Raw genomic sequence first — 24,638 nt, 5'->3', positions numbered from 1 at the left:
GACGGAGGCAGTGGCGCGCGGGCCACTGCCTCCGAATGTTCACTTGTCGTCAGTTGTTCGGCGCGTCCGGGCCCTTCAGGTGGCTAAGTCGCGCCGCCGCCGGCCGACCCGCCACCGAAACCGACGCCGCCTCCCGCGCCGGTCGCCGCCGTGCCCTCGACCGCCGCCGTCGGAAGAACCGCCCCGGTCGACTTCTTGCCGCGCCGCAGCCTGTTCTCCAGCCACGAGGCGAAGCTGGTCAGAATGAAGTTGAGGACGATGAAGATGACCGCCACGACGATGAAGCTGGGGATGACGTTCGCGAAGTTCGCCGCCAGCGTCTTGCGGGCGTTGAGCAGCTCGGTGAAGTTCAGCATGGCGCCGCCGAGTGCCGTGTCCTTCACGATCACGACGAGCTGGCTGACGATCGCCGGCAGCATCGCGGTCACGGCCTGCGGCAGCAGGATCGACGTCATGACCTGCGTCTTGCGCAGACCGATCGCCTGAGCGGCCTCCGTCTGGCCCTTGGGGAGCGACAGGATGCCCGCGCGGACGATCTCAGCGAGCACCGAGGCGTTGTAGAGGACGAGGCCGGTGACCACCGCGTACAGAGGCCGGACATCACTGCTGAAGTCCGAGTAGTCCGAGTAGAACTGGTTGGCGAAGACCATCAGGATCAGCACCGGGATGGCGCGGAAGAACTCGACGATCGCGCCGGCCGGGACACGCACCCACCGGTGGTCCGACAGACGGGCTATGCCGAAGATCGCGCCCAGCGGCAGGGCTATCACCATCGACAGGGCCGCCGCCTTGAGCGTGTTGCCGAGGCCGGGCAGCAGGTACGTCGTCCACGCCTGCGACTCGGTGAACGGCTTCCACTTGGCCCATTCGAGCTGGCCCTTGTCGGACATGGTCTGCCAGGCCCACCAGAGCATGAGCGCCAGCAGGACGGCGAACACCACCGTGTAGAGGATGTTGCGCTGCTTGGCGCGGGGGCCCGGAGTGTCGTAGAGAACGGAGCTCATCGCTTCACCGCCAGTCGCTTGCTCAGCCAGCCGAGGAGGAGACCGGTCGGCAGCGTCAGCACCACGAAGCCCAGGGCGAAGATCGCGGTGATGGGGAGGAGCTGCGCCTCGTTCTCGATCATTTCCTTCATCAACAGCGCGGCTTCCGCCACACCGATGGCGGCCGCGACCGTTGTGTTCTTGGTCAACGCGATCAGGACGTTGGCCAGGGGACCGATCACCGTGCGGAACGCCTGCGGCAGCACTATGAGGGTCAGCACCTGGGTGAAGCTCAACCCGATGGCGCGGGCCGCCTCCGCCTGGCCGACGGGCACCGTGTTGATGCCGGAGCGCAGGGCCTCGCACACGAAGCACGCCGTGTAGGCCGTCAGACCCAGGACAGCGAGCCGGAAGAACTTCGTGTCGAAGTCGTCGGCCGCTCCCATGGTGACGCCGAAGATGTTGGCGAGGCCGAGTGAGGTGAACACGATGATGACGGTCAGCGGGATGTTCCGCACGATGTTGACGTAGGCGGTACCGAAACCGCGCATCAGCGGTACGGGGCTGACTCGCATACCGGCCAGGATCGTGCCCCAGACCAGGGAGCCGACGGCCGAGAGCAGTGTCAGTTGCACTGTCGTCCAGAACGCCCCTAGGACGTCATAGCCTTCAAGAAAGTCGAACACGATCTCCCGCGCTTCCGCGTGTGCCGAGGGCGGCGGTGGGCCGGTCCGCCGAGCGGCCCACCGCCGATTCCTGCCTTACTGGACGACGTTGCCGATCTTCGGGGCGGGCTCGTTCTTGTAGGTCGAGCCGAAGTTGTCCTTGACGGCCTTCTCCCAGGACCCGTCGCTGACCATCTTCTCCAGGGCCTTGTTGATCTTGTCGACCATCTCGGTGTCGCCCTTCTTGACACCGATGCCGTAGTTCTCGTTGCTCAGCTTCAGGCCGGTCAGCTTGAACTTGCCCTTGTACTGCTCCTGCGCCGCGTAGCCGGCGAGGATCGAGTCGTCGGTGGTCAGCGCGTCCACGGCGCCGCTCGCGAGTCCGTCGAGGCACTCGGAGTACGTGCCGACCTCCTGCAGCTGGGCCTTCGGGGCGATCTCGTTCTTGACGTTCTGCGCCGAGGTCGAGCCGGTGACGGAGCACAGCTTCTTGCCGTTGAGGTCGGTGCCCTCCTTGATGCCGCTCTCGTCGGCGCGGACCAGCAGGTCCTGGTGGGCCAGCAGGTACGGGCCGGCGAAGTCGACCTGCTTCTTGCGCTCGTCGTTGATCGAGTACGACGCGGCGATGAAGTCGACGTCACCGCGCTTGAGCGCGTTCTCGCGGTCGGCGCTCGGCGTCTCCTTGAACTCGATGTCGCCTTCCTTGTAACCGAGTTCCTTGGCCACGTAGGTGGCGACGTCGACGTCGAAGCCGGAGAACGAGCCGTCGGGCTCCTTCAGGCCGATGCCCGGCTGGTCGTACTTGATGCCGACGGTGATCTTCTTGCCGCCGCCGTTGCCGCTGTCGCCGCTGTCACTGCCGCCGCACGCGGTGACGGTCAGGGCGAGGGCGAACACGGTGGCCGAGGCGGCGGTGACCTTGCGGAGCTTCATGGAGCCATCCTTTGCGTGGTGAAGAGATGCGGGCCGTCGGTGCGGAAAGCAGGACGCGGGCCGTCGGATACGGGTGACAGGGACGCTGGTGACGTGGTCCGTCGGGCCGTGCCCTGAAGGCGGGCCCCGTGGTGGTGCTCAGTGATGGTGCTCAGTGGTGCAGGATCTTCGACAGGAAGTCCTTGGCCCGGTCGCTGCGCGGGTTGCTGAAGAACTGGTCCGGCGCGGCCTCTTCGACGATGCGGCCGTCGGCCATGAAGACCACCCGGTTGGCGGCCGAGCGGGCGAAGCCCATCTCGTGGGTGACGACGACCATCGTCATGCCGTCGCGGGCGAGCTGCTGCATGACTTCCAGGACCTCGTTGATCATCTCCGGGTCGAGGGCCGAGGTCGGCTCGTCGAAGAGCATGACCTTCGGGTCCATCGCCAGCGCCCGGGCGATCGCGACGCGCTGCTGCTGTCCGCCCGAGAGCTGCGCCGGGTACTTGTCCGCCTGCGTGCCCACGCCGACCCGGTCGAGCAGGGCGCGCGCCTTCTCCTCGGCCTTCTTCTTGTCGGTCTTGCGGACCTTGAGCTGTCCCAGCGTCACGTTCTCGAGCACCGTCTTGTGCGCGAAGAGGTTGAAGGACTGGAACACCATGCCGACGTCGGCACGCAGCCGGGCGAGTTCCCTGCCCTCCGCGGGCAGCGGCTTGCCGTCTATCAGGATCGAGCCGTCGTCGATGCTCTCCAGGCGGTTGATGGTGCGGCACAGGGTGGACTTGCCGGACCCGGAGGGCCCGATCACCACGACGACCTCGCCCCGGGCGATGGTCAGATCGATGTCCTGGAGCACGTGCAACGCGCCGAAGTGCTTGTTGACGCTCTTCAGGACTACCAGGTCGTTCGTCCCGGCCACGGCGTCCTTGGCCACCGGTACTTCGGTCATCGCTCTATGGCTCCGTCCTCCTCGGTTGCGGAGGACAGTAGTGACACGCCCCGACCAGCGTCATTACATCTGAGCGAGAATTGAGCATAACGATCCGATAGCAGACCGGTACTCCCTGTAGCGGCCTGCCCCGGCAGCGTACCGGCTGCGTAACGCCATGGGCGCCGCACTTGACGCGGTCCTTCGTCATCGGCGTGACTGCCATGGAGCACGCACGGCCGAAGCACAGGAGAACGCACAGGAGGGGGCCGGAATGAGACTGCTCCTCGTCGAGGACGACAACCACGTCGCGGCCGCCCTGTCCGCGGTGCTGGCGCGGCACGGCTTCGCCGTCACGCACGCCCGCAGCGGTGAGGAGGCGCTCCAGGCCCTGGTCCCCGAGGGGGCCGGGTTCGGTGTCGTGCTGCTCGACCTCGGCCTGCCCGACCAGGACGGCTACGAGGTCTGCGGCAAGATCCGCAAGCGCACGGGCATCCCGGTGATCATGGTCACCGCCCGCTCCGACGTACGGTCCCGGATCCACGGACTGAACCTCGGGGCCGACGACTACGTCGTCAAGCCGTACGACACCGGGGAGTTGCTCGCCCGCATCCACGCCGTGAGCCGGCGCCGTGTTCCTGACGACGCGTCGGGAGCGGGCGACGGCGCGCTCCATCTCGGCTCCGTGCGCATCGAGTTGCCGACCCGTCAGGTCAGCGTGGACGGCTCCGTCGTGCAGTTGACGCGCAAGGAGTTCGACCTGCTCGCGCTGCTCGCCCAGCGCCCCGGGGTGGTCTTCCGCCGGGAGCAGATCATCAGCGAGGTGTGGCGCACCAGTTGGGAGGGGACCGGGCGCACCCTGGAGGTGCACGTGGCGTCCCTGCGGTCCAAACTGCGCATGCCCGCTCTGATCGAGACAGTGCGCGGAGTCGGGTACCGGCTCGTCGCCCCCGCGTCATAGCGTGCCCGCGTGCGCACTCGTCTTCTCCCGCTGCTCATCGTCCTCATGGCCGCCGTGCTGCTCGCGCTCGGCATCCCGCTGGGGGTGAGCCTGGCGGCCGCGGAGCAGCAGAAGGTGGTCGTCGACCGCATCGACGACACCGCGCGGTTCGCGGCGCTCGCACAGTGGGTCACCGAACGCCCCTCGGGCTCGCGGATCGACGTCGCCGACGAGCGCTACGAGACCCTGCAGAAGGAGATCGACCGCTACGAGGAGGTGTACGGCATCCGGGCGGGCGTCTTCGACCGCTACGCGGAGCCCACGGTCAACGCGCCGCGGAACTGGTACGTGCCCAACCGGGGTGAGGGCCGCGACGCTTTCGACGAGGCCAGGCTGGGCCGCCGCAGCCACGACCCGGAGCAGGTGTGGCCCTGGCAGCGGCACCGGCTCGTCGTGGCGTCCCCGGTCATCCGGGACGGGGACGTCGTCGCCGTGGTCGTCACCGACTCGCCCACCGGGAAGATGCGGTCCGAGATCCTGCGCGGCTGGCTGGTCATCGCCGCGGGCCTTCTCGCCGCGATGCTCCTCGCCGTCGGGGCCGCGCTGCGTCTGTCGGGCTGGGTCCTCAAGCCCGTGAGCGTCCTGGACACCACCACCCACGCCATCGCTTCCGGGCGCCTGAAGTCGCGGGTCGCCGTCGCCGGCGGACCGCCGGAGCTCAGGCGACTGGCCCGCTCGTTCAACGAGATGGCCGACAACGTCGAGGACGTCCTGGAGCAGCAGCGCGCCTTCGTCGCCGACGCCTCGCACCAGTTGCGCAACCCCCTCGCCGCGCTGCTGCTGCGCATCGACCTGCTCGCGCTCGAACTCCCCGAGGGCAACGAGGAGATCGCCTCCGTCCGCACCGAGGGCAAACGCCTCGCCCAGGTCCTCGACGACCTGCTGGACCTGGCGCTGGCCGAGCACGCCGAGGCGGACCTCGGGCTCACCGACATCGGCGAGCTGACCGCCGAGCGGGTGGCGGCGTGGGAGCCGGTCGCCGAGAGCAAGGGCGTGCGGCTGACCGGTACCTGCCCGCCCACCACCGCCTGGGCGGACCCCGTCGCCCTGTCCAGCGCGCTGGACGCGGTGATCGACAACGCGCTGAAGTTCACACCCGAGGGGGAGAGCGTGGAGGTGGAGGTCGCCTCCAACGGCGCGGTCTCCTCGGTCGTCGTCGCCGACGGTGGACCCGGCCTCGGCGACGAGGAGCTGGCCCGCATCGGCGACCGCTTCTGGCGCAGCCCGGGCCACCAGAACATCAAGGGCTCCGGACTGGGCCTGTCCATCACCCGCGCCCTCCTCGCGGCGGGCGGCGGCTCCATCGAGTACGCCCACCACGAGCCCCACGGCCTGAAGGTGACCGTCACGGTCCCGAGGACGGGCCCGACCAGCTGAACGCTCGACGGACGCCCCCTACGGCTTGACCGAGCCGTAGTAGCGGCGGGCGCCGTCGTGGAGGGGCAGGGGGTTGGTGTAGATGGCCGTGCGCAGGTCGACGAGCTGGGCCGCGTGGACGTGCGAGCCGATCCGGTCGCGGCTGTTGATGACCGTGCGGGTGAGCCACTCGGTGAGGCGGGGGTCCAGGTCGTCGCGCGTGATGAGGAGGTTCGCCACGGTCAGCGTCTGCACCGGCTGGCCGTTCTGGACGGACGGGTAGGCGTCGGCCGGCATCACCGAGGACCGGTAGTAGCGGTAGGCCTCCCCCTGGGCGTGCAGGTCGGAGACGGTACGGCTGCTGATCGGGATGAACCGGAAGTCGTACACCTCGGCGAGGTCGACCAGCCCCTGGGTCGGCAGGCCGCCCGACCAGAAGAAGGCGTCGATCTTCCCCTCCCGCAGCCGCTTCGGGGCCGTCCCTATCGTGTCGCTCTCCGGCTCGATGTCCTTCTCGAGGTCCAGGCCGGCGGCGTGGAGCACCCGCTGGGCGATCAGCCGCACGCCGGAGTCGTCCGGGCCGACGCCCACGCGTTTGCCCTCGAGGTCCTGGATCTTCTCGATGGTCGACGAGTGCGGGACGACGATCTGGACGTAGTCGTCGTACAGCCGGGCCAGTCCCCGCAGTCGCTCGAAACGCTTCGGGTCGGCCGACCGGTACGTCTCCACCGCGTCGGCCGCGGCGATGGCGAAGTCGGCCTGTCCGGTGGCCACGCGGGTGACGTTCTGCTGGGAGCCGTCGCTCGTCTTCAGCTCGACCTTCAGGCCGGGCATGTCCTTGGAGACGGCGTTGCGCAGCCGCTCGCCGTAGTCCTGGTAGACGCCGCTGGCCGACCCGGTGCTGATCGTGATCGTGCCGGTGGGCGGCTCCTCGCGCGGCCACAGCCACCACGCCAGCAGCCCGAGGACCACGAGCCCGGCCGTCGAGGCCAGCAGCACGCGGTGGGCGCCGATGCGGTGGAGTGCCGGAAACATGCGCGCGATCCTGCCAGGTCGCCGCGTTGCGGCCAAGGGTTGGGCTCCGCCCGGGTGCCGAGGTTCACCGAGGTTCGGTGCCGAAGCTGCGGGCGCGTTGTGGCTGGTCGCTCCCCCACTCTCGGCTTCTCCCCCACTCTCGGCTTCGCTCGAGCGGGGGGACCCCATGAGCGGGGGGACCTCCATGAGCGGGGCGACCCCCATCGCGGCGGAGCCGCATATCGATACAGCCCCGCGCCCCTGAGGGGCGCGGGGAACGCTGGCTCGGATCAGCTGCCGGCCGCCGCGTCGCGGAGTCGGTCGAGTTCGTCGTACATCGTCTGACCCGGGCACTCCGTGTCGAACCAGTCCCGGTGACCGGTGATCTCCGGGACCTCCTTCACGTTGCCGTTGACCGGGTTCCTGTACGTGACGGTGGCCTTCGGGTCGACGCCGTGGAAGCGCGTCAGCACGCGGATCAGGCGGGTCAGCGACTCGCGGGCGGCGTCCGTCGGGGGCCGGTCCGTCAGGGTGCCGAGCAGGGCGATGCCGAGGTTGCCGATGTTGTAGCCGACGGCGTGGAAGCCGGTGACCAGGTTGCCGTCCTTGTCGTGCGCGGGGATGCCGTCGTCACCGGAGTAGCGGCCCTCGTAGATGTTGCCCGCCTCGTCGATGAGGAAGTGGTAGCCGATGTCGCCCCAGTCGTTGGTGATGGCGTGCATCTGGTAGATCGCGCGCACGGTGGCCGCCGGGTCCGGGTCGTCGTTGACCGTGGCGGTGTGGTGGACCGTGATGGTCTGGAACGGGTAGTACGCGGTCGGCGTGTTCTCCGTGCCGTCCGGCTTGAAGCGCAGCTTCTCGTCCGCGCCCCACGCCGGCCGCGACAGGTAGGCGACACCCCGCACGCGGGTCCGGTCGGAGGGGACGGCTACCTTGCGTCCCGGTCCTTCCTGGGTGTCGAGGGCCACCGAGCGCAGTTCGGTCGCCCCGTCGGGCGCCTTCAGCTCGTAGCCGGACGCCTTGTCGGTGGAGATCAGCAGGGCGCCGCCGTTGGTCTCCGAGCAGCCGCTGGTGCTGAACTTCTGCCAGGCGCCCTGGCCGCCGTCCGCGTCGGTGAGCCGGATGCCGCCGCCGGACATGTCGGACGTGCCTTCGACGCGCACACCGACGTAGCCGATGGGGAACGACGCCTCGACGGGGGCCTCGCCGGTGGCCGACTTGGCGCGGGTCGCGGGGAACGTCTCCGAGGTCGTGCCGGCCTTGGTGTCGGCGGTGTCGACGGAGGCGTCGTCGGAGTCGTTCGTCGTCGCCATCACGGTCGGTGTGATCACGGCCGCGGCCGTGATCGCGCCCGCGGCGCCGATCATGGTGCGCCGGGTCACCTTGGACTTCGCCCGGTGCGACGGAGGGGTGGGGGGAGTGGTCACGGTGGGGTCCTCAACGTTTCTGGTCGTGCTTGTCCTGGTCGTGGGGACGACGGGCGGGCGCGGGCGTTCGCCCGGCCGCGGAGGCAGGGCGGAGCGGGCCGAGATGTGCGCCGGCCGAGCTTGAAGACTCAAGCGAGGGTATGGGGTCGGATCACCCTGCCACACACCGGCCCCCTGCTACCGGCGAGTTGGGAGATCCGCGCAGAACCAGGAGTCGGCCGAGCACCGGTAAAGTCGCCGGATGCACCCCTCTCCCGCCGGTCTCGTCCGTGAGTTCCACCGCGCCTTCGGGCTCGACACCCGCACCGAGCCGACGGAGGTGTCACCGGAACTCGCCGCCCACCGGGGCCGGTTGCTCGCCGAGGAGGCCGCCGAGGCCGCGGAGGTGGCCGTGGCGGGCCCGCTCGACCGGCTGGCGCACGAACTCGCGGACGTCGTGTACGTGGCGTACGGCACCGCCCTCGTGCACGGGATCGACCTCGACGCGGTGATCGCCGAGATCCACCGCTCCAACATGACCAAGCTGGGCCCGGACGGCACTGTCGCCCGCCGGGAGGACGGCAAGGTCCTCAAGGGGGAGCACTATCGGGCGCCGGACGTGTCCGGGGTGCTGCGGGGGCAAGGGTGGAAAGGGTAGAGGCGGAGCGCGGGCAGCGGCACTTTTCGGTTGAATGATTCACCTTGTAGTGTCGAGTTGGTGGCTCATATCATCCGAGTTCCGCGCCATAGCAAGCAGAGGATCCCGACGTGGCCCACCCCGAGCACGTGCCCGACCGTCCGGACCTGCCGGCCGACCTGGAAGAGGCCGCCCACCGCTGCCTCGTCGCCGGGTTCGGGGGCTCAACGACCGTCCCCGACCCCCTGAAGCGGCTCATCGACCGCGGACTCGGCGGAGTCATCCTCTTCACCCGCAACGTGCGCGACGCCGACCAGCTCCGGAGCCTCACCGAGCAGTTGCGGCGACTGCGCCCCGATCTGCTCGTGGCCATCGACAACGAGGGCGGCGGCATCGGGCACCTGGTGGACGCGGGCGCACCCGAGGTCCCCGGCAACTTCGCGCTCGGCGTGGTCGACGACACCGAGCTGACCGCGCGCTGCGCCGACGCGCTCGCCGGGCACCTGGTCTCCCTCGGCATCACCGCCTCGTACGCCCCCGTCGCCGACCTCCAGCACCAGTCGCGCAACCCGATCGTGCGCACCCGCTCCTTCGGAGCCGACCCCGCGCTGGTCGCCCGGCAGCTGCGCGCCTGGATCAGCGCCACCGAGGCGCGCGGCGTCGCCTCGTGTGCCAAGCACTTCCCCGGGCACGGCGGGACCGAGACCGACAGCCACCACGACATGGCCGTCGACCCCCGCCCGTACGACGAACTCGCCCACGACATCGAGCCGTTCCGGGCGGCCGTCGCCGCGGGCGTACCGATGCTCATGAGCGCCCACGTGGTCTACCCGGCGCTGGACCCCGAGCGGCCCGCCACCCTCAGCCCGCGCATCCTCGGCGAACTGCTCCGCGGCGACCTCGGGTTCGACGGCGTCCTCGTCAGCGACGCCCTGGAGATGAAGGCGATCTCGGACCGGTACGGCGAGGCGGCCGGGGCGCGGCTCGCGCTCGCCGCCGGGGCCGACCAGGTCATCGTCGCGGTGGCCGATCTGGACGTGTCCCTCGCCTGCCGGGACGCGGTGCTGCAGGCGTTGGGGGAGGGCGAGTTGCCGGCGGAGCGGGTACTGGAGGCCGCGGCGCGGGTCCGGCGGCTGGCCGAGCGGTACACCACGGGTGCGGTGACCGGTGCGTGGGACGCCGGCGCGGGGCTGGAGGCGGCGCGCCGGGCGGTACGCGGCCGGGCTCTGCCGGGGCCCGTACGGGGCGCGCATGTCGTCGACCTGTTCCCGCCACCGCACCCCGCGCTCAACTGGGGCGGTGAGGACCTGCTGACCGAGGTGCGAGACCTCGACCCCACGGCCACGGGAACGGCGGTCACCGACGATCCCGCCGATCCGGCCGGGCTCGTGGCCGAGGTGCTGCGGAGCGCCGAGGGAGCGCCGCTGGTGGTCGCCACGTACGACGCCGGCCTGTACCCCTGGCAGGTCCGGCTCCGTGACGCGCTGCTGGCCGGGCGGCCGGACGCGGTGCGGGTGGCGACGGGACTGCCGGAGCCGGGGGACGAGGAAGGCGTCTGCTCCTACGGGCGGGGGCGCGTGAACCTCCGCGCGGTGGCGGAGGCGCTCACGGGGGCGTGAGCTCGCGGGGTGGATGCGGAGGCGCTCACGGTCACGGGCGCGTGAGCTCGCGGGGTGGATGCGGAGGCGCTCACGGTCACGGGCGCGTGAGCTCGCGGGGTGGATGCGGAGGCGCTCACGGTCACGGGCGCGTGAGCTCGCGGGGTGGAGGCGGAGGCGCTCACGGTCACGGGCGTGAGCTCGCGGGCGGTAGCGGAAGCGCTCACGGTCACGGGCTCGTGAAGTCGCGGGGCGGTGGCGGAGGCGCTCGCGGGCGCGTGAGAACGCCCGGCTTGCCCCCGCCACCGTCCGTTCACTCTCCTTCGGCCCGCACGAGCTCCGTGATCCCTCTGGCCGCCAGGTACCCGGTGTCCTCCGCGCGCTCGGCGAGGACCACGGCCGGGCGGGTGCCTTCGACGCGCAGGCGCATCCACGTCTCGAAGTACGCGCCGCCCGGACCGGAGGCGGAGCGTGTGCCCGGGGCGCAGTCCAGGACCAGGGCGGTCGCGCGGGGCTCGGGGGCGGACGGCGCGGCGCGCAGTTCGGCGACCGTGTCGGCGAGGGCCTTGGCGATCGGCTTGGCCTGGCCGGAGGAGTCGAACAGGCCGAGGGTGTACTCCAGTTCCGGGTAGTCGGCCAGGGAGCGGTCCACGTCGTGGGAGCACCACCACGTCACGCCCCACAGTCCGGTGCACCCGGCCGCGTTCAGCACGGTCGCGCGGGCGAAGTCGGGGGCGTCGGCCGCGGGGATGTGCGGCTCGGGCGCGCCCGTCTCCTGGACCCAGACCGGCCGGTCCACGTCCACGGCGTACGCCTTGGCGAGCTCCACGCCGTACTCGGCGAGATGCCGCACCTGCGGGGAGCGGGGTCCGTAGCGGCCGGCGCAGTTCGCGGAGAAGACCCAGGGGTGGACCGTGGTCAGGTCGCCCTTGCGGGCGGAGGCCTCCGGGGTGAACGGGTGGTCGTCGCCGTACCAGGCCGCGTCGTACGCGGAGTGCGTGACCAGACGGCCGGGCGCGCCGCCCGAGAGGCCGTCCCGGGCGGCGGCCAGGAGGGTGTCGAGGTACTGGTCCACCTGCTCGGACGTCACCGGGTTGTGCTCGACCAGGTTGTTGAGCTCGTTGCCGAGTTGGAGGCCGATGAGGTTCGGGCGGCCGGCGAGGGCGCGGCCGAGAACCTTCAGCAGCTGCGCCTGGGCCTCGACGGCGTCGGGATCGGCGAACACGTTGCGGTGGTGCCAGCTGCGCGTCCACTCCGGGTAGAAGTCGAAGCTCGACAGGTGGCCCTGCACGCCGTCCACCATGACGTCGAGGCCCGCCTCGGCGGCCAGGTCGACGAGCCGGACCAGCTGGTCGACGGCCGCGGCGCGGATCAGCGTGCGGTTGGGCTGCAGGAGCGGCCAGAGGTGGAACACCCGGACGTGGTCCAGGCCCAGACCGGCTATCTGCGCCAGGTCCTCGCGGGCGTGCGCCTCGTCGAAGTCGTGCCAGGAGTGGAACCAGCCGCGACGCGGGGTGTAGTTGACGCCGAACCGGAGTGGTGCGGGCGCGGGCGGAGTACTGATGGGGTCCTCCTCGAAGCGTTCGCGCGGCGTGCGCCGACCGGGGGTTGGGTCTTGTCCTCCACGAATGTATCAACCACCATGGTCGCCGATGAACAATGAATTGAACCAGGATCTCGTGGTCGGTCTGGACGCGGGCGGCACACGCGTCCGCGCCGTCCTGGCGACCGCCGGGGACGGGCGCCAGCTGGGCGAGGGCGTCGCGGGCCCCGGCAACGCCCTGACCGTCCCCGTGCCGCAGCTCACCGAGCACCTTGCCGAGGCCGTCGGCCGGGCGGTACCGAAGGAGGCGCGCGGCAGGATCGTGGCCGTGGCCGGCGGTTTCGCGGGCGCCACCGGGGCCTCCCCGGACGAACCCGGGCAGCTCAACGCGCTGGCCGCCCTGACCGCCGCGCTGAGCGGCCTGGGCATCGCCACCGAGCCGGTCACCCTCTGCAGCGACATCGAGGCCGCGTTCGCCTCCGCGCCCGGCGCCCCGGCCGACGGCCTCGCCCTGGTGGCGGGCACCGGCGCGGTCGCCGCCCGGATCTCCGGCCGTCAATGCGCCGCCACCGTCGACGGCGACGGCTGGCTCCTCGGCGACGACGGCAGCGGCTTCTGGATCGGCCGCGGCGCGGCGCGGGCCGCCCTGCGCATGGCCGACGGACGCGGCCGGCCCACGCTGCTGGCCGCCGCGGTCGGGCGCGCGCTGGGGCTGCCCGAGGAGGTCCTGCCGTGCGAGCCGCAGAAGACGCCCCACGACAAGGAGGACGCCGCCGCGCACGAGTGGTCCCGGGAGCGGCGCGAGGCCTTCCGCATGCACCTGCTGCCCAGCGTGATGGCGCAGCCGCCGATCCGGCTCGCCCGGCTCGCGCCCCTGGTGGCCGAAGCGGCCCGGCGCGAGGACGCCGTCGCCGCGGAGATCCTCGACCGGGCGGCGGAACTGCTGACGGAAACCGTCCGCGCGCTGGACCCCCGGCCCGGCGAACGGATCGTCGCCACCGGCGGCCTGCTCGGCCCCGACGGCCCCCTGACAGCACCGCTGACCGGCAGACTCCAGGCTCTCGGCCTGACGCTCGACCGGGTGGCGGACGGCTGCGGTGGTGCCGTGGCCCTCGCCCGGCTCGCCCACGGTGGCCGCGGCCGATGAGCGACACCCGGCAGGAAGCCCGCCTGCCCTACCGCGACCCCGCGGCTCCCGTCGGCATCCGCGTCCGCGACCTCCTCTCCCGCATGACCCTGCGCGAGAAGGCCGGCCAGCTCAACCAGCGCATGTACGGCTGGGACGCCTACCGCCGCACGCCCGACGGCGAGTTCGAGCTCACCGAGGCCCTGTACGCGGAGACCGAGCGCTTCGCGGGGCTCGGCGCCCTGTACGGGCTGTTCCGCGCCGACGCCTGGTCCGGAGTCGACCACGCCACCGGAGCGGGTGCGGCACACGGCGCGGCCCTCGCCGACCTGGTGCAGCGTCACGTCGTGGCATCCAGCCGGCTGGGCATCCCGGCCCTCTTCGTCGAGGAGGTCCCGCACGGTCACATGGCCCTCGACGGCACCGTCCTCCCCGTCAACCTGGCCGTCGGCGCCACCTGGGACCCCGGGCTGTACGAGCGCGCCGCCGCCCACGCCGCGGCCGAACTGCGCGCCCGTGGCGGCCACGTGGCCCTCGTCTCCGCGCTGGACATCGCCCGCGACCCCCGCTGGGGCCGTACCGAGGAGTGTTTCGCCGAGGACCCGTACCTGGCCGCCCGGCTGACGGAGGCGCTGGTGCGGGGCATGCAGGGGGAGGCCGGGGACAGACGGGACGGCCTCTTCGCCGACGACAAGGCCGCCGTCGTGCTCAAGCACTTCGCCGGGCAGGGCGCCACGGTCGGCGGCCGCAACTCCGCCGAGTCGGAACTCGGGCTCCGGGAACTGCACGAGATCCACCTCCCGGCCGCCCGCGCCGGAGTCCGGGCCGGCGCCGCCGCCGTGATGGCCGCGTACAACGAGGTCGACGGCCTGCCCTGCTCCGGCAATCGCGCCCTGCTGCGCGGACTGCTGCGCGAACGCTGGGGATTCGAGGGCCTCGTCATGGCCGACGGGCTCGCTGTGGACATGCTGGCCCGGATCACCGGCGACGCGTTGTCCGCGGGCGCCCTCGCGCTGAGCGCGGGTGTGGACCTGAGCCTGTGGGACGAGGGCTTCACGCACCTTCAGGAGGCGGTCGAGCGAGGCCTGGTGGGCGAGGACGTCCTGGACGCCGCCGTCGCCCGTGTGCTGAGCCTGAAGTTCCGCCTCGGGCTCTTCGACCGGCCGTACAGCGCCGACCGGGCGGCGCCCGCGCCCGCCGCCGACCGTGGCCGCGCCCTGAGCACCGCCCTCGCCCGGGGTGCCGTCACTCTTCTGCACGACGACGGCGAGGTGCTGCCGGTCCGGCCCGCGGTCACGCGCATCGCCGTCCTCGGCCCGCACGCCGACACGACCGTCCACCAGCTCGGGGACTACACCGCCCCGCAGCGCCCCGGCACGGGCAGCAGCGTCCTCGACGGACTGCGCCGCCTCGCCCCGCCGGGACTCGTGATCCGGCACGCCCGCGGCTGCGCCCTCACCGGCGACGACCTCTCGGGCGTCCCCGAGGCCGTCGCCGCGGCGAGCGCCGCCGACCTGGCCGTGCTGGTGCTGGGCGGCAGCAGCGCCCGTACGCCGGACACGGACTTCGCCGCGAACGGAGCCGCGCGCTCGGCGGTCTCCGAGATGACCTGCGGAGAGGGCGTGGACCTCGCCGGACTACGGCTCGGCGGCGCCCAGCACACGCTCCTGGACGCCGTCACCGCCACCGGCACACCCACCGTGGTCGTCCTGGTCCAGGGGCGCCCGCACGCCGTCCCCGAGGCGGCGGACCGTGCGGCGGCCCTGCTCACCGCCTGGTACCCCGGCCCGTGGGGCGGCGACGCGATCGCCGAGGTGCTGTTCGGGCACGCGGAACCCGGCGGACGGCTCCCGGTCTCCGTGCCGCGTTCGGTGAGCCAGCTGCCGGTCCACTACAACCACAAGGACACCGGGTACCGGGCGTACGTCGACGAGAGCGCCGAGCCGCTCTACTCCTTCGGGCACGGGCTGACGTACACGACCTTCGCGTACGGCCCGCCGCGCCTCGCCGGGCACACCGTGGAGGTCGACATCACCAACACGGGGCGGCGCCGGGGCCGTACCGTCGCCCAGCTCTACATCCGCCGTCTGCTGACGCCGGTGTGGCCGCGCGTCCTCGAACTGCGGGCCTTCCTCGGCGTCGAGCTGGCGCCGGGGGAGCGCCGTACGGTCGCCCTCCCCCTCGGCGCCGACCAGCTCGCGCAGGTCGGCGCCGATCTGGAGACGGCCGTGCTGCCCGGCACCCTGGAGATCCGGGTCGCCGAGTCGTCGCGGGCCGCCCGGACGGCCGTACCCGTCGTGCTGCGGACCGGCGGGGACGGCGGACCGGACGGTCAGAACTTCACGGCACCCGCGGCGACACCCTTGTAGAACCACCGTTGCGTGATGATGAACAGCACCAGCACCGGCACCACGGAGATCACCGACCCGGCCATGACGATCCGCTGGTCGTAGCCGAACGACGAGCTCTGCAGCCGTGCGAGGCCCAGCGTCAGCGTCATGTTCTGTTCCGAGCGCAGCACGATCAGCGGCCAGAGGAAGTCGTCCCAGGCGCTGATGAAGGTGTTGATGACGACCACCATGATCGCGCCCCACGCGGACGGCAGGTACAGATGCCGGAAGCGCTGCCACTCGTTCGCGCCGTCGATCATCGCCGAGTCCTCGACCTCGCGTGGCACCGCCAGGAACGCGCCGCGCATCAGCAGGACGTTGATGGCGCCGACGAACCCGGGCAGCCACACGCCCACCAGGTTGTCGACCAGGCCGAGGTCACGGATGCTCAGGAACAGCGACACCATGATCGACTCGAAGGGGAACATCATGGAGGCGGCCAGCAGCACCCAGACCGTCCTGCGGCCCTTCCAGGCGGGCTTGGAGAGCATGTAGCCGGCCGTGGTGGAGAACAGCAGCTGACTGGTGACCGACAGGATCACCACGATCACGCTGTTCCGGATGTACGTGGCCACCGGCACCTGGTCGAAGACCGCCCGGTAGGCCCGCAGGGTCGGGTCGTGCGGCAGGAGCGAGGCGTTCGCCCCGAAGACGTCCTCGCTGGTGCCCTTCAGCGACGCCAGGAACTGCCAGACCAGCGGTCCGACGGTGATGGCGAGCACGAAGAGCAGCAGCAGGTAGCGGACGACCAGCTCCCGGGGGCGGCCGTAGTCCCGCCAGCGGGGCATCAGGCGCCGGCGCTTCGTCACGGCGACGGCCGTCATGACTCGTCCTCCTGCGTCACGGCAAACGTCGTCACGACTCGTCCTCCTTCGTCAGGCGCTGCGCCAGCAGGGTCAGCCCCAGCGTCAGCAGGAACAGGGCCACGCTGACCGCCGAGCCGTAACCGGCGTTGCCGGTCATCGGGTCCAGGCCGACGTCGCGGATGTAGAAGGGCAGGGTGCGGTCGGCGCCGCCGGGGCCCCCGGTGTAGCTGCCGAGCATGTAGATCTCGGTGAACACCCGCAGGGAGCCGATGCCGGTGAGGGTGCCGACGAGCATCATGGCCTGCCGCACGCCCGGCACCGTGATGTGCCAGAAGCGCCGGACCGCGCCGGCCCCGTCCATGGCCGCCGCCTCGTGCAGCTCCCGGGGGACGTTCCCGAGAGCGGCCAGGTAGAAGATCATGTACCAGCCGAGGCCCTTCCACAGGGTCAGGCCCATCGCGGAGAACAGGATCAGCCACGAGTCGGACAGGAACGGGATGGCGTCCTTGATCAGATGGGCCTTCTCCAGCCATGTGTTGATCAGGCCCTCGTCCGCCAGCAGCCACTGCCAGCTCAGACCCACGACCACGCTGGAGGCGAGCACCGGGGTGTAGAAGGCCGACCGGAAGAACCCGATGCCGGGCAGCTTCTTCTCCACCAGGACGGCGAGCATCAGCGGCAGCAGCACCATCAGCGGCACCACGATCACCGCGTACAGCAGGCTGTTGCGGGTCGCCAGCCAGAAGTCGGGGTCGTCCAGCATCCGCGTGTAGTTGGACCACCCGACGAAGCTCGCGGCGCCGCCGAGCGGCTTGGCGTCGGTGAAGGACAGCAGCAGCGTGTTGAGGAAGGGGAACACGCCGAAGACCGCGGCGCAGATGACGGCGGGCGCGGTCCACAGCCATGGCAGCCACCAGCGGCGGTACAGCGCGGCGCCGTTGGCGCCGGGGGCGGGGCCGGGGCGCAGGGCACGGCCCAGTCGGCGTATGCGGGACGGGGCCGTGCCCGGCGCGGGGGCTGTGCGCCCCGCGCCGGGCACGGACACCGGCTTCGCGGTATCGGTCACCACAGTCAGCCGCCCTGCTTCAGCAGCTCGTTCGCCTTGGCCTGGGCGTCCTTCACCGCCTGCTCGGGGCTCTTCTTGCCCTGCATGGCCAGCTGCACCTGGGAGACGATGGCGTTCTGCACCGCCGGGGAGAGGCTGGTCTGGTTGGGGTCGGCGGTCTTGAGCTGATCGGCGACGAGCTTACGGGCCTGGGAGAAGGGGTCGTTCCCGGAGGCGTTCTGGAAGAACGGGTCGTTCAGCGAGGCCGAGGTGGTCGGGAAGATCACGACGTTCGGGTCCTTGCACCAGGCCGTCTGGTTCTCGGCGTTGGTGAGGAACTTGGCGAACGCGAGGGCCGTGGCGGCGTTCTTGCTGGTCGAGGCGACCCCGATGTACTGCGGGGCGCCGGTGCTCGCGTGGCCGAGCGCGTCGTAGGGCTGTTGTCCGACACCGGTCTTCGCGTAGACCGAGGGACTGTTCTGCTTCACGAACCGCACGAAGCTCGGGTTCGTCGAACCGTAGGCGACCTTGCCCTCGCTGTACGGAGTGGAGGGGTCGTTGTTCGAGGACAGCGAGTCCTTCGGCATGGCCCCTCCCTTGTACAGCTTCGCCATCCAGGCGACCCACTCGGTGGTCCTCGGGTCGTCGGCGAAGGTGGCGGTCTTGCCGTCCTCGGACAGGGTCTTGATGTCCATCTGGTCCCAGTCGGCCGGAATCCGCCATACCGGGTTGGCCATCGTCGCGTAGAACTTGCCCTTGCCCGCCTTGGCGACCTTCTCGTAGTCGGCGAACAGCCCGAAGAGGGTCGTCGGCGGCTTCGCCGGGTCGATGCCGGCCTTCTTCAGCATGTCGGTGTTGTACGTCAGCAGGACGCCACCGGTGTACCAGGGGAGGACGGTGTGCACCGAGGCGCCCTTGGCGTCCTTCATGGCGCTGGCGTCCCAGAACGTCTTGACGAAGGGCTTGGCGGCGGAGGGGTCCTTGGCACTGAGGTTGAGCAGGAACCCGGACTTGGTGAGGGGTATCGCGGTCGGGGCGTTGAGGTTGATGACGTCCGGGAGGGTGCAGGCCTGGGCGTCGGCGACGTTGCGCTGGGTGAACGTGTTGTCGCCCGGGTCGTCGATCCACTTGACCGAGGTGCCGGGGTGCGCCTTCTCGAAGTCCTTGATCACGCCGTTGAAGAAACCGCCGAAGTCTTTCTTCAGGTTGGTGGTCTGGAAGGTGATCTTGCCCTTGATGTCGCCGGAGAGCTTGCCGGAGCCGACGTTGTCCTTGTCGACCTTGCAGTTGCCGACGGTGGCTTCTCCGTCTCCGGAGCCGCCGCCGCCCGACAGGCCGCAGCCGACGGCTGTCAGTGACAGGACGACGAGACAGGTCAGGGATCCGGTGAGTCTTCTTGCACGCATGGTTGTTGCCCTCCTGCGGCCAGGTTGCTGCGCTCGCTGCTGGTTCAATTCACCAACTTCGACTCCGATTGATGAAAAGGTGGACCAGAATTCATCGGAGGTCAATGGGGTTCCGTGTTGCGTTTCGGTTCCGGCCGTGCGGTGAGCGGCGCGGGGTGGGGTTTTGCGCCCCCGCCGCCCCTACCCGTCCCATCCCCAGGGGCTCCGCCCCTTCGACCCCGGCCCAGGGGGCTCCGCCCCCCGGGGCCCCGATCCCTGGACTCCGCGTGGGCCGCAGCGCTCTGGGGCTTCGCCCCGGCCGCGGACCGTCCCCGGGACCCTGCCTCCTGCTGATGCACCCTGGGCTCCGCGAGGGGCCGCAGCCCCTGGGGCTTCGCGCCGGCCGCTCCGGGTGCGCCTGCCTCGCCCTGCCGCAACCTGGGACGTCCCGGGCCCCGGCCGTTCCGGGGCGCCTGTCTCGTCCCGCCGCCCTCTGGAGGTGGCCCAGGTTCGCCACACGCCGGGGCTTCCCCCTGGGCGGCCGGGTCCTGGGCCTCGGGGTGCCGTGTGCCGGAGTTCTGTCCCTGGACTGCCGCACTCCTGGCCTCCCCTCTGGTCGCCGTACGCGGGGGCTCTGTCCCAGGACAGGCCACCCCACCTGGGGTTCCGTCCCGGGCTGCCGTACGCCTGGAGTTTGCTTCGCCCCTGGGGGGCGCCGTACGTCCAGGGCGGCCGCGCACGGCCCGCCGCCCCTCGAACGACGGACACGTCAGGGTCAGTGGCGGTGTTCGTGGTCCGGGTGGGAGGGGTCGGCGGGGTGTTCGTGGCCGGGGGTGTAGGTGACGTGGGTGCGGGCCTGGTCGAGCCAGGAGAAGAAGGCTCGGTGGGCCGCCGAGCGGCGTAGCTCCCGTTCGATGTGTTCGCGGGCACGGTCGTACGGGAGGACGTCGGCCGGTGTGGGGTCGGCGAAGGGATCGATGCCTCGTCGCAGGGCCTCCGGGGTGAGGAAACGGTCGCGGTTGCGGTCGTAGTAGTCCTGGACGGCTGTTTCAGGGATCTTCTGCTCCTCCTCGAACAGGTTCAGCAGGGCGCGCGCGGCGGGCGAGTGGGCGAGCACCGCGGCGACGATGCTGCCGAGGTCGGCGACGTCCGTCTCCGCCACGCACAGCACCCGGGGCGGCGACACCTCCTCCGGTGGCCGCAGCCCGCGGGCCAGGCAGGCGCGGCGGGCCAGCTCGTCCGCGACCACCACCTGCGTCGCCCACCGCCGCCGCTGCCGCTCGGCCCTCGCGAAGGCGTCGGGACGGGTCTCGCGGTCGCGTGGAGGGACGATCCTCAGGAAGGCGTCCACCCGGGACCGCGGGATGGGTTCTCCGTGGACGAGGGCGGCGGTGTCCTCGGGAGGGACCGTGCGCGGACGCGTGTGGGCGTGCGGCGACGCGGGGCCGGTCACGGGGTCACCTCCAGCACGACGGTCTCGGTGTAGGCGACGTTGCCGTGCCACGCCACCTTCGCCATCAGCCAGTAGGACCCCGGCGGCACCCCCGCGCCGTCCACCTCGATCACGCACTCGGCCCGCTCCCCGGCGGCCACGGTGAACCCCTGGCAGCCCGGGGCCACACCCGGCCACGTGCCCCAAGACGACACCGCCCACACTGTTCCGTTGACCGGCCCCCGCGTGGTGTTCCGTACGGTGACCGGGACCCTGACGCGTTCGCCTCCGCGCACGGTGACGCGCTCGGCGCCGAGCCCGGTCACGAGGGTGGGCCCGGTACGCCCGTCCGGCTCGCCCTCCGGTACGGCACCGGGCACGTCGAGCGCGACCACGTCCTCGTACCTCTGGCCGCCGTACGCGAGACGTGCGGCGAGCCAGTGCCGGCCGGGCGCGGCACCGGGCGGGGGCGTGACGGTCACCTCGGCGAGGGTGAACCCGCCGGGGGCCAGGGAGTAGGGCAGTTCGGAGGGCTCCGCCGACCAGCCGGGGGGCGCCGAGAACCCCACCGTCCCGGACACCGGTGCGTCCGTGAGCTCCGAGCTCACGCGGACCGTCGCGGTGACCGGCAGGCCGTCGGCCACGGTGAGCGCCGTCGGCGAAAGGTACACCGCCACGGGCAGGTTGCCGCGCGGGGCGGGGCCGGAGTTGTGCAGCCAGTAGCGGGTGTGGACGGGCTGGGCGGGTTCGTGGGCGGCGACACCGGGGCCGTCGGAGCGCCGCGCGCGGTCCGGTGTGGCCAGGACGGTGGCGACCTCGAAGCCGGTCAGGTCGGTTTCGAGGCCGCCACCCGGGCCCGGGGACAGGGGGAGGGGTTCCCCGGGCGTCTCCAGGACGTCGGCGCGGGTGGCCGCCGTCCATGCTCGTGGTCCGCGGACGCGCGGTCCGTCGATGCGCGCCCGTACCGGGCGTCCGTTCACCTCGTGCATCCGTACGACGACACCGTTCGCCGGATCGGCGGGCGTCGCACCGCCCCGGGCGAGCGGCGAGCCAACGGGCTTCAGGGCGTCGAGGACGACCTCACCGGCGGGCTCGAGACCCAGCAGGGTGGCCGTCCGAGGCAGCAGCGCGTCCTCGCCGCCGGTGCGCAGTCGTGCGGTGAGCCGGTGGTTGAACTCGTGTCCGCGCGCGGGCAGCCCCAGCTCCCGCCAGTCGCCCTCGCCCGCGACGACGGCGTACTCGAAGGTGTGCGACCAGCGCTGGAGCTGGAACCCCGAGCCGTCCGGTGCCGTGCGGCGCGGCGGGTCGACCCAGATGCCCGACGGCCAGCCGGTGCAGGAGCGCATCAGGGACATGTAGAGGTCGCCGGAGGCCGTGACCACGCAGCCGGGCGTGCCCCGGTTGAGGACGGCGAGGCTCCGCCCGTCCCAGGCGTCGCCCGGCGGCAGCGCCTCGCCGCCGCCCGCCGCCGTGGCCGTGACCGTCGCGTCGTCGAGGTCGGCGATCAGCGCGTCGACCGCCTTGGCGTCGTCCTCGGGCCTGGCGCCCGCCACCACCAGTAGCGGCAGCCGCTCCAGGTCGCGCAGGTCGGCGCCGGGCACCCACTCCTCGCGCAGCGAGGCACGCGGGGCGACCCACACGGCCGCCACGCCCCGTTCGGCCAGCTGCCGCCTGAGCTCGCGCCCGGCCGCCGGGTCCCAGCCGAGGGCCTCGGCGACCAGGGAGTTGCGCTCGGGCGCGCCGACGGCGATACGGATGTCGGGGAGGTTGGAGTCGACCTCCAGGTCGCCGTAGCGCTGGCCCCCGGCGATGGTCGAGGTCGCCGTGACCCCGGCGCGCACGAGGGCCGCCGCGAGCGGGGTGCCGAGCTCTCCGGCCTCGTCCCAGTTCGCGTACACCAGCTCGGCGACCCCGATGGAGCGGTGCCCGAGGAGCGTCCCGGAGTCGTCGTGGACGGCGACCCGCGCGGTGGACCCGAGCCCGAACCACGTGTTGGCCGGGTTGTCGAGCGTCCACGGGAACCGCTCGCTGTCCACCTCCACGAACCCGAACCCGCGCCCGATGACCGCGTCGGCCACCTCGTGCACCGGCAGCCCGCCCTGCACGGAGGACGGCCACCGCACCCGGATCAGCCGGTCGGCACCGTCGTACCCGTCGATGGTCGTCGTCACGTCGAGGCGGTCGACGCCCTCCCACAGGCACAGCCGCTGGGTGTACCGGAACACGCCGAGGTCGCCGGTGACGGTGATGCGGGACCCGGCCGGAGAGTGCGACACCCGCACGGAAGCTGTCGCCTCGCGGCTGCGCGCCACGGTGGTGCCGGTCGGGGTCAGATGCCACGGCCCCTCGCCGAAGCGCGGATGCCGCGGGTACTCCTCCTGGACGACGAGCTCGTTGCCGACGTCGCCGGGGCGCAGCAGCTCCCGCCCGCCGTCCTTCAGCGAGCGCAGGCTGCTGACGGTGCCGCCGCGCTCCGGGTCGACGGTCACCTCGTAGAACGCGTTGCGGATCGTCGTACCGTCGCCCGCCGTCCACCCGGACACCGAACCCTCCGCCAGGGGGAGCGCCTTGAGGCCGACGCCGGGCACGTCCGGGGCGACGACGTGGAGGTGGCCGTCGTCGTCGCGCACGGCGGGCAGGGGCAGGCCGGTGGAGTCGTCGAGGGGGACCAAGCCGCGGTCCTCGACGGTCACGACGTCGCGGCGCGACCAGGTCGCGGAGTTGAGGACGACGAGGTCGGGCGTGCCGCCGGGCAACGGGGTGACGCGGTCGGCGAGGGCCTGCGCGGCATCGGCGTGCACGGTCTCGGCGAGGTCGTACAACTCCCGCCAGCCGGTGAGCAGGTCGATGTAGACCTGGTCGGACTCGGAGCCGGTGATGGCGTCGTGGTGGGCGCCGTAGATCAGCTGCCGCCACGCCTTGTCGAGCGCGGCGTCCGGATAGGGGTGTCCCGTGACGAGCGAGGCGAGCGTCGCCCAGGCCTCCGCGTCGGCGAGCAGTGCCTCGCCGTGCCGCTGGGCCTGCTTGGTGTCGATGTACGAGACGTCCTTGCCCGTGTAGACCGGGTTCATGTCCCGCGTCTGCGGCGAGGCCTTGCGCCCCTCGGCGTCGAGCTCGGCCCGTACGGCGGCGAAGAAGTCGCGCGGTACGGCGCTGATGAAGCGCGGCCAGACGTAGCGGGCGTTCCAGTCCCGGTGGATGTCCATCACCCAGCGGCACGGCGGCGCGTAGTCCCCGCCGACCGGCAGCAGCACGTTGCGGGTGAGGGCGACCTGCTTGAGGCCCTGGAACAGCCGGTACGCGGCGGCCTCGGCCTCCGGCAGGGTGGGGGCGTTGTCGATGGCCCAGCCGGCACCGTAGTGGTTGACCATGTAGGCGGTCAGCAGGCCGCGCCCGGAGGGGGCGATCCAGCTGAACTCGGCGGGGAACTGCATCCTGTTCGGGTCCCGCGGCTTCTCCCCGAACACGGAGAGGGTGGGCCCCCACTGGTGGAACGGCCCGCGCGCCCACGAACTGGAGGTCAGCCCCGCGTCCGCCATGAGCCCCGGGAACTGCGGGTCGTGCCCGAACGCGTCCAGCTGCCAGGCGGTTTCCGGCGAGGCCCCGAGGATCGCCCGCTGGAAGCCGTCCCCGTACACGGCGTTGCGGATGGTCGCCTCGGCGCCGGTCAGGTTGGTGTTGGGCTCGTTGTAGGTGCCGCCCATGATCTCGACGCGGCCGGTGCGCAGCAGCTGGCGCAGGAAGGCCCGCTCCTCGGGGAAGGCGTCCCAGTAGGGCTTGAGGTAGTCGACCTCCGCGAGCACGAAGGTGTACGCCGGGTCGCGTCGCGCGAGGTCGCAGTGGGCGCGGACCAGGCTCATGCCGGACTGGCCGCGCGAGTCGAAGGTGCGGGCCGGGAGACCGCTGGTGGCCGGGTCGTCCGCGACGTCCCAGGTCTCCGTGTACGCGCCCTGGGTGTTCCACCAGACGGGGTCGTAGTGGAAGTGGCTGACCATGAACATGGTCCAGCCGGGTTCGGCGACCACGAACTCCCCGCTGCCCCGGGCCCGCCGCTCCGGATCGCCGGTGTCCTCGGCGGTGACGGTGACGTGGTGCCGCTCGCCGGGGACGAGGTCGCCGGCCATGGGTATCTCGGCGCGCACGGTGCCGTCGTCGCCCACGGTGGCCGTCGTCTCCTGTGCCCCGCGCACGCTGCCGGGGCCGCTCGCGGTGAGGCGGACCGTGCGTCCCGGCTCGTGGGCCACCTCGGCCACCAGCACCTGGTGCGGCTGCTCGGGGGTGCCGACGAACAACTCGGTCGACTCGACTGAGGTGACGCGCATGGGTCTCCTACGAAGGCTCGGCGGAGCCTCATCCTGGCACCGAAAGGTGGTTCAAACAACCATCCGCTCGCCAAATTGGTGGTTCATCCA

Annotated in this window: 18 protein-coding genes; 6 read left to right on the top strand and 12 right to left on the bottom strand. The window is 71.8% G+C overall.

The window, feature by feature from the left end; all coding sequences use genetic code 11:
- Window positions 1–83 precede the first annotated feature (83 nt).
- From ACZ49J_RS27040 to ACZ49J_RS27025, 4 genes are all read right to left on the bottom strand, one after another.
- Complete coding sequence (locus ACZ49J_RS27040; RefSeq protein WP_467451997.1) at window positions 84–1,004, bottom strand: amino acid ABC transporter permease; 921 nt, start codon at window positions 1,002–1,004, stop codon at window positions 84–86.
- Window positions 1,001–1,669, bottom strand: a complete 669-nt coding sequence (locus tag ACZ49J_RS27035; protein ID WP_467451996.1) for an amino acid ABC transporter permease — start codon at window positions 1,667–1,669, stop codon at window positions 1,001–1,003. Before ACZ49J_RS27035 ends, ACZ49J_RS27040 begins: the two co-directional genes overlap by 4 nt.
- A 75-nt stretch (window positions 1,670–1,744) precedes the next feature.
- Window positions 1,745–2,581, bottom strand: a complete 837-nt coding sequence (locus ACZ49J_RS27030; protein ID WP_467451995.1) for a glutamate ABC transporter substrate-binding protein — start codon at window positions 2,579–2,581, stop codon at window positions 1,745–1,747.
- A 151-nt stretch (window positions 2,582–2,732) separates the two neighbouring features.
- Complete coding sequence (locus tag ACZ49J_RS27025; protein ID WP_467451994.1) at window positions 2,733–3,509, bottom strand: amino acid ABC transporter ATP-binding protein; 777 nt, start codon at window positions 3,507–3,509, stop codon at window positions 2,733–2,735.
- A gap of 253 nt (window positions 3,510–3,762) precedes the next feature.
- Here ACZ49J_RS27025 and ACZ49J_RS27020 point away from each other — a divergent pair, with 253 nt between their 5' ends.
- Window positions 3,763–4,449 (top strand): response regulator transcription factor, encoded by a 687-nt coding sequence (locus ACZ49J_RS27020; RefSeq protein ID WP_467451993.1) that lies wholly within the window; start codon window positions 3,763–3,765, stop codon window positions 4,447–4,449.
- Between the two features lie 9 nt (window positions 4,450–4,458).
- Entirely contained in the window at window positions 4,459–5,865 is a 1,407-nt protein-coding gene (locus ACZ49J_RS27015) for a sensor histidine kinase (protein ID WP_467451992.1), read from the top strand.
- Window positions 5,866–5,883: 18 nt separating this feature from the next.
- Here ACZ49J_RS27015 and ACZ49J_RS27010 read toward each other — a convergent pair whose 3' ends face one another.
- Entirely contained in the window at window positions 5,884–6,879 is a 996-nt protein-coding gene (locus tag ACZ49J_RS27010) for a TAXI family TRAP transporter solute-binding subunit (protein WP_467451991.1), read from the bottom strand.
- Window positions 6,880–7,148: 269 nt separating this feature from the next.
- Complete coding sequence (locus ACZ49J_RS27005; RefSeq protein WP_467451990.1) at window positions 7,149–8,285, bottom strand: peptidoglycan recognition protein family protein; 1,137 nt, start codon at window positions 8,283–8,285, stop codon at window positions 7,149–7,151.
- Between the two features lie 241 nt (window positions 8,286–8,526).
- On the opposite strand from ACZ49J_RS27005, the gene ACZ49J_RS27000 reads away from it, so the two are divergent.
- Entirely contained in the window at window positions 8,527–8,922 is a 396-nt protein-coding gene (locus ACZ49J_RS27000) for a pyrophosphohydrolase domain-containing protein (protein ID WP_467451989.1), read from the top strand.
- Window positions 8,923–9,032: 110 nt separating this feature from the next.
- Window positions 9,033–10,520, top strand: a complete 1,488-nt coding sequence (gene nagZ / locus ACZ49J_RS26995; RefSeq protein WP_467451988.1) for a beta-N-acetylhexosaminidase — start codon at window positions 9,033–9,035, stop codon at window positions 10,518–10,520.
- Between the two features lie 292 nt (window positions 10,521–10,812).
- On the opposite strand, the gene ACZ49J_RS26990 is transcribed toward nagZ, so the two are convergent.
- Window positions 10,813–12,063: a glycoside hydrolase 5 family protein gene (locus ACZ49J_RS26990; protein ID WP_467452029.1), complete on the bottom strand. Its 1,251-nt coding sequence runs from the start codon at window positions 12,061–12,063 to the stop codon at window positions 10,813–10,815.
- A gap of 88 nt (window positions 12,064–12,151) precedes the next feature.
- Here ACZ49J_RS26990 and ACZ49J_RS26985 point away from each other — a divergent pair, with 88 nt between their 5' ends.
- On the top strand, window positions 12,152–13,189 hold the full coding sequence (locus ACZ49J_RS26985) for an N-acetylglucosamine kinase (RefSeq protein WP_467451987.1): 1,038 nt from the start codon (window positions 12,152–12,154) through the stop codon (window positions 13,187–13,189).
- Entirely contained in the window at window positions 13,186–15,537 is a 2,352-nt protein-coding gene (locus tag ACZ49J_RS26980; RefSeq protein WP_467451986.1) for a glycoside hydrolase family 3 N-terminal domain-containing protein, read from the top strand. The genes ACZ49J_RS26985 and ACZ49J_RS26980 overlap by 4 nt, the downstream gene beginning before the upstream one ends.
- Here ACZ49J_RS26980 and ACZ49J_RS26975 read toward each other — a convergent pair.
- The 5 genes from ACZ49J_RS26975 to ACZ49J_RS26955 all read right to left on the bottom strand — a co-directional run bounded on the left by ACZ49J_RS26975 (window position 15,501) and on the right by ACZ49J_RS26955 (window position 24,548).
- The gene (locus ACZ49J_RS26975; RefSeq protein WP_467451985.1) at window positions 15,501–16,382 is read right to left on the bottom strand and encodes a carbohydrate ABC transporter permease; all 882 of its coding nucleotides are present in this window, start codon (window positions 16,380–16,382) and stop codon (window positions 15,501–15,503) included. The two genes, ACZ49J_RS26980 and ACZ49J_RS26975, sit on opposite strands and share 37 nt — an antisense overlap.
- Before the next feature lie 31 nt (window positions 16,383–16,413).
- The gene (locus ACZ49J_RS26970; protein ID WP_467451984.1) at window positions 16,414–17,430 is read right to left on the bottom strand and encodes a carbohydrate ABC transporter permease; all 1,017 of its coding nucleotides are present in this window, start codon (window positions 17,428–17,430) and stop codon (window positions 16,414–16,416) included.
- 5 nt (window positions 17,431–17,435) lie between these two features.
- Window positions 17,436–18,815, bottom strand: coding sequence for an extracellular solute-binding protein (locus tag ACZ49J_RS26965; protein WP_467451983.1), 1,380 nt, complete (start codon window positions 18,813–18,815; stop codon window positions 17,436–17,438).
- Between the two features lie 754 nt (window positions 18,816–19,569).
- Window positions 19,570–20,247, bottom strand: coding sequence for a peptidyl-prolyl cis-trans isomerase (locus ACZ49J_RS26960; RefSeq protein WP_467451982.1), 678 nt, complete (start codon window positions 20,245–20,247; stop codon window positions 19,570–19,572).
- Window positions 20,244–24,548 carry a glycoside hydrolase family 38 N-terminal domain-containing protein gene (locus ACZ49J_RS26955; protein ID WP_467451981.1) on the bottom strand — a complete coding sequence of 1,435 codons (4,305 nt, stop codon included), beginning with the start codon at window positions 24,546–24,548 and terminating at the stop codon, window positions 20,244–20,246. Before ACZ49J_RS26955 ends, ACZ49J_RS26960 begins: the two co-directional genes overlap by 4 nt.
- Window positions 24,549–24,638 lie beyond the last annotated feature (90 nt).

The sequence above is a fragment of the Streptomyces sp. NPDC030840 genome, assembly GCF_055572015.1.
Note: the sequence above shows the minus strand (reverse complement) of the source record. Positions and strands in the feature narration are given on the sequence as shown.